Origin of the sequence: Saccharopolyspora sp. NPDC002686 (assembly GCF_040295745.1) — a bacterium.
Classification (GTDB): Bacteria; Actinomycetota; Actinomycetes; order Mycobacteriales; family Pseudonocardiaceae; genus Saccharopolyspora; species Saccharopolyspora oryzae.
Genome location: NZ_JBEOVY010000433.1, coordinates 1 through 5,728, shown reverse-complemented (window position 1 = coordinate 5,728; position 5,728 = coordinate 1). Strand labels below are relative to the sequence as shown.

Below are 5,728 nucleotides of genomic sequence, written 5' to 3'. Positions count from 1 at the left end.
GTCCACGGCTACCCCAGCGGCGGCCCGGACGACTGGCTGGGTCCCGGCGGCGCGATCCAAACGCTGCAAGCGCTCTCCGACACGCGCACCACGCCCCCGATGATCATCGTCGCGGTCGACGCCACCGCGGGCACCGGCACCGACTGGGAGTGCCTGAACGTCCCCGGCGGCCCGCAGCTGGAGACGTACTTGACCAGCACCGTGCCGCGCGAGGTGGACGCCCGGTTCCGCACCTTGCCCGATCGCGGCGACCGGGCGATCGGCGGCATGAGCGGTGGCGCGTTCTGCGCGCTGAACCTGGGCCTGCGCAACCAGGGCACCTACTCGGCCGTCCTGGCCAGCGAACCGTACGACGACCCGGGCACCGACCTGCTCGCCGGGCACCCGGACCTGCAGCGCGCCAACTCCCCGCGCGAGTACCTGCCCACGTTGCAGGTACCGCAGCCGTTCGCGGTGATGCTGCACGCCGGTGTCGTCGCGCACAGCGACGTCGACCTGTCGTACCGGCTGGCCGACCAGCTCGCCGCCCGCGGCGTCGACGTCGCGGTCCGCGCTGAACCGGGCGAATGGCACACCTGGCGCACGGCCCGCATCGGGCTGCCCTACCTGCTGACCTTCGCCGCCCAGCACTTCACCGGCGACCAGCCACCGAAGCAGCGCTGACCGTCGGTCCTGTCGTCTACCCTCTCAGACCCCGAGCTCTGGGAGGGCAGATGAGCACGCTCGACGACTTCCGGCGCATGGTGCTGGCCATGCCCGACGTCACCGAAGGAACCCACTTCCGGATGCCCGCGTTCGCCGTCCGCGGCAAGAACTTCGCCTCCATCGACAAGACCGGCCACGCGATGCTCTCCCTCGGCGGGGACGACGTGGCGGGCGCGGTCGGCGAAGGCGTCGAGCCGGTGCGACGGTCCGACAAGCCGATCGGCATCCGCATCGACCTCGCCCTGGTCTCCCCCGAGCGACTGGCCGAGCTGGTCGAGCTCGCCTGGCAGCACCGCCGCCGGTGACTCACCCGCGCGGCTTGACCAGCGGGAACGCCAAGGTCTCGCGGATCGATGCGCCGGTGAGCAGCATGACCAGCCGGTCCAGCCCCAACCCCAACCCGCCCGTCGGCGGCATCCCGTAGGCCAGCGCGGCGAGGAAGTCCTCGTCGAGCTCCATCGCCTCCGGGTCGCCACCGGAGGCCAGCAGGGACTGCTCGGTGAGCCGGCGGCGCTGCTCGACGGGGTCGACGAGCTCGGAGTAGCCGGTGCCCAGTTCGGTGCCGAACGCGACCAGGTCCCAGCGTTCGGCGAGCCTCGGGTCGTCGCGGTGCGGGCGGGTCAGCGGCGAGACCTCGGCGGGGAAGTCCGAGTAGAAGGTCGGCGTCGTCGTGCGCGCCTCCACGAGGCGCTCGTACATCTCCAGCAGCACCGCCCCGCGGCTCCAGTGCTGTTGGTAGGGCACGGACGCGGCGTCGCAGAGCTGCCGCAGGCGCGGCAAGTCCGTGTCGACCGTGACCTCCTCCCCCAAGGCCTGCGACACCGCGTCGTTGACCGTCACCACCGGCCAGTCACCGCTCAGGTCGCACCCGCCGGCTTCGGGCGCCCCGTTCGCGGCGATCGCGGCCGCCTGCACCAGGTTCTGGCACAGCTCCCGGATCGTCGTGTAGTCGCCGTAGGCCTGGTACGCCTCGAGCATGGTGAATTCCGGGTTGTGCTTGTGCGATACGCCCTCGTTCCGGAAGTTGCGGCCGATCTCGAACAGCCGCTCCACACCGCCCACGCACAGCCGCTTCAGGTACAGCTCCGGGGCGATCCGCAGGTACAGGCGCATGTCGTAGGCGTTGATGTGCGTGGTGAACGGCCGGGCGTTGGCTCCGCCGTGCACCGGCTGCAGGATCGGCGTCTCCACCTCGAGGAAGTCCTCGTCCAGCAGCGTTTGCCGCACCGCCTGCACCGCCTTGCTGCGGGCCCGCAAGGCGGCTCGGGCTTCCGGGCGGACGATCAGGTCGACGTGGCGCTGCCGGACCCGGGCCTCGGGGTCGACGAGTCCGCGCCGCTTGTCGGGCAGCGGGTGCAGGCACTTCGCGGCCAGCTGCCAGTCGGTGGCCAGGATCGAGATCTCCCCCTTGCGGGAGGTGGCGATCTCGCCGGTCACCGACACCTGGTCACCGATGTCCACCTGCTGCCGCCAGCTCCGCTGCAGCTCCGCGCCGGACTGCTCGGCGGTGAGCATCACCTGCAGGTCACCGGAGAAGTCGCGCAACGTCGCGAAGCACACGCCGCCGTGGTCGCGCACCAGCACCACGCGCCCGGCCACCGACGTGCTCTCGCCGGTCCGCGAATCCGGCAGCAGCCCCCGGTGCCGCTCGACGACGTCCTGGCAGCGTTCCGCCCGCGCCACCGCGACCGGGTAGGGATCGACACCAGCGTCGCGCAGGGCCACCAGCTTGTCCTGCCTGACCTGCTGCTGCTCCTCGGTGTGCTCCCGCTCGGCAGGTTCGGCGCCCGGGACGGGCAGCGGCACCGAGGAGTCCGATGTGGACGTCTGCCGGGGCGCCGGGAGGAATCCCTCCGCCGCGGCCGATGCGATGCCCACGCGCGCCAGGTCACGGCGCTCGGCGAACGCGACGTAGCGCGGGAACCAGTGCGGCCGGTACTTGACGTTGGACCGGTACAGCGATTCGAGCTGCCACCACCGGGAGAAGAACAGCAGCAAGCCCCGCCAGGCCCGCAGCACCGGCCCGGCACCGATCCGCGCGCCCTCCTCGAACGCGGCGCGGAACATCGCGAAGTTCAGCGAGATCCGCTCCACGCCGAGCCGCGGCGCGGCCTGCACCAGCGCGTTGACCATGAACTCGACCACGCCGTTGTCCGCGTCGCGGTCGCGCCGCATGAGGTCCAGCGACAGCCCGCCGCGCCCCCACGGCACCAGCGACAGCAGCGCGACCGTCTCGCCGTCGTCGGTCACCGCTTCGACGAGCACGCACTCCCCGTCCTGCGGGTCGCCGAGCCGTCCGAGCGCCATGGAGAAGCCGCGCTCGGTGTCGGTGTCGCGCCAGGCCTCGGCCAGCCGCGCGACCTCGGCCATCTCCGGCTCGGGCACCTCGCGGTGCCGCCGCACGCGGGCGGTGTGCCCGGCGCGGTGCACCCGGTTCACCGCCTGCCGCACCGGCCGCATGTCCCGGCCGTCGAGGTCGAACTCGCCGGTGTGCAGGATCGCTTCGTCGCCGAGCTGCAGGACCTTCATGCCGGCCCGGGAGTAGGCGGTCGCGCCCGCTTCGCTGACACCCATCACGGCCGGGGTCCAGGTGTACTCCCGGCACATCGCGAGCCACTTGTCGATCACCGGCGGCCACGCCTCCGGGTCGCCCAGCGGGTCGCCGCTGGCCAGGCACACCCCGGCCACCACCCGGTAGGTGATCGCGGACTTGCGGCTGTCGGAGAACAGCACCGCCTTGTCGCGGCGCGTCGCGAAGTAGCCCAGGGAGTCCTGTTCGCCGTGCTCGGCGAGCAGGAGCCGGATCTGCTGCTCCTCCTCCGGGTGCAGGGCGGCGGCCAGCCGTTGTGCGCGCAGCAGCAGGTACAGCGAGGCGAACAGGGCGGTCATGCCGAACAGGCCGAGGACCAGGTTGACCCAGCCCGGCGCGTGTCCGACGCGCGTGACGTCGAAGTCGACGGCACCGCCGAGCACCCGCTCCACGGTCCACGTGAACCGCGACCAGGTGTCGTGCAGCGAGCCGTGGAACGCCGAAACGAGCGCGAAGCCCAGGCCCACGAACGCGGAGACGAGCACTCCGAACACCGCTGCGGCGAGGTAGCCGCTGCCGTGCTGGGAGCGGCCGTAGAACTCGTCGCGGGCCCACCACAGGCAGCCGAAGGCCAGCGCCGAGATGCCGATGTTGGCGATGAACACCCAGGCGAAGGCGACCGCCAGCTGGTAGCGGGTGCCCAGCTCGCCCAGCTCGGCGATCCACTGGGCCTGGAAGTGGTCGCCCAGCATCACCAGCACCACGACGTCGCCGATCAGCTGCAGCACCAGGATGCCGAGCAGGATCCACAGCGCGAACCGCTTGCGCCGCTTGAGCGCCCCGGCGAGGATCGCGATGAAGGCGCCGTAAGCGAGGTTCGGCGGCGCCGGGAAAAGCACGTTGTCGACGAATCTGCGCACCGGCTGCACGTTGCCGAACAGCGCCAGCCCGACCGCTGAGCCGACGCACAGCAGTGCGATGACGAACAGCGCGCCTGCGGTGGTGCTCGGGATCCGACTGCGCCAGCGATGGGCACCGGTCGCCGTCTGCTCGACCACGTGTTCCCTCCGGCCTCGAATGGTTCGCTTCCGCCGGTCCCAATCTACGGCCGCGAACCGGCGCCGTGTCGGCACCCCGGATTCGAGTGGCGAGAATTTCCTTGATCTTGTGCCCATTTCGGCGATGTCCGCCCACAGAGGACGAACAGACCGATTCGGAACCCGGGGTCAACTCCCGACATCGGCGAGGAGCACCGCCAGCTGCTCCGGCCGGTTCGCACCGCTGTGCGCCAGCACCACACCGGACCCGTCGGTGACCACGGCGTAGGGCGGGCCGGGAACCCCGTTGGCCTCGAAGACGTCCGGGCCGGTCACCACCGGCAGGTCGATGCCCTGCTCGGCCAGGTAATCCCGGACCTCACCAGCCTCGCTGGAGCTCACCAGCACCACCGGCAGCAGATCGGCCGCCGCGCGGAAATCGGGCAGAACCGACCTGCAGGCGCCGCACAGCGGGGAGATGTAGGCGAACAGGACGCGATCTCCACCACCGGCGAAGTCCGACACCTCGGCACCGATCTCGAACCTCCGGCCCACCACCGGGCCGGGCGGCAACGCGTCCCGGCGCGAAATCAGCCAGGCCACCGCGAACACCGCCCCGACCAGCAACGCGGCAACCGGCAGCTGCACCACCTCGAACGGCGTGCCCGCACCGAATCCGGCCAGCACCGCCAGCACCAGCAGCAAAGCCGTGCGGGTCAGCGACGCCGCACCGACCCGTTCCACGGCCTGCAAACAGCCGCAGGGCACCCGCATCCCGCGGCGCAGCACGCTGCCCATGCCGATCAGGAACGCGCTGAACAACACCACCGCGAGCACCGACCCCCACACCCGCGCGGGAGGTACCACGAGCAACACCGCGCTCAGCAGTTCCGCTGCGAGGACAATCCGAGCCACCGCCCGGACCATCCGGTCGGGAACGATCTGGTAGCCGAGGACAGCACGGGCGAACCGCCCGAAATCGCGCAGCTTGCCGACCGCGGCGAAGGCGAGCACCCCGGCCACCGCCAGAGCTGCCGCGGCGGACCAGCCCATCACGCCGAACTCGGCTCTCGGTAGGCGGCGGCCTGCAGCTCGTAGAGCTGGGCGTAGCGGCCCCCGGCGAGGAGCAGGTCGGCGTGGGCTCCCTGCTCGACGACCCGTCCGCGATCCAGCACGTAGATCCGGTCGGCGTAGCGGACGCTGGAGAGCCGGTGCGAGATCAGCACCACGGTCCGGCCTTCGGCGTGCTGCCGGATCCGCTCGAACAGCGCGTGCTCGGCCCGCGGGTCCAGCGCCGAGGTCGGCTCGTCGAAGATCATCACGTCCGCGTCCCGGTAGAAGGCGCGGGCGATCGCGATGCGCTGCCACTGGCCGCCGGACAGGTCGTGCCCGCCGCGGAACCTGCGGTCCAGCAGCGTTTCGTAGCCGTCGCCGAGCCGGTCGAGCACCGCATCGG

Annotated in this window: 5 protein-coding genes; 2 read left to right on the top strand and 3 right to left on the bottom strand. The window is 71.5% G+C overall.

Translation table 11 applies throughout. From position 1 onward, the window contains the following. Nucleotides 1-663: alpha/beta hydrolase (locus tag ABTZ89_RS34720; protein ID WP_351052865.1), on the top strand; the 663-nt coding region annotated here is incomplete at its 5' end. A 50-nt stretch (nt 664-713) separates the two neighbouring features. Continuing rightward, on the top strand, nt 714-1,010 hold the full coding sequence (locus ABTZ89_RS34715) for an MmcQ/YjbR family DNA-binding protein (protein WP_351052862.1): 297 nt from the start codon (nt 714-716) through the stop codon (nt 1,008-1,010). A 1-nt stretch (nt 1,011) separates the two neighbouring features. Here the strand turns inward: ABTZ89_RS34715 and lysX are convergent, their stop codons facing one another. From lysX to ABTZ89_RS34700, 3 genes are all read right to left on the bottom strand, one after another. After that, the gene (gene lysX / locus ABTZ89_RS34710; RefSeq protein ID WP_351052859.1) at nt 1,012-4,293 is read right to left on the bottom strand and encodes a bifunctional lysylphosphatidylglycerol synthetase/lysine--tRNA ligase LysX; all 3,282 of its coding nucleotides are present in this window, start codon (nt 4,291-4,293) and stop codon (nt 1,012-1,014) included. Between the two features lie 168 nt (nt 4,294-4,461). Beyond that, nucleotides 4,462-5,325, bottom strand: a complete 864-nt coding sequence (locus tag ABTZ89_RS34705; RefSeq protein WP_351052867.1) for a MauE/DoxX family redox-associated membrane protein — start codon at nt 5,323-5,325, stop codon at nt 4,462-4,464. Beyond that, a partial coding sequence (locus ABTZ89_RS34700; RefSeq protein WP_351052856.1) for an ATP-binding cassette domain-containing protein occupies nt 5,325-5,728 on the bottom strand: 404 nt, incomplete at its 5' end. The genes ABTZ89_RS34700 and ABTZ89_RS34705, both read right to left, overlap by 1 nt.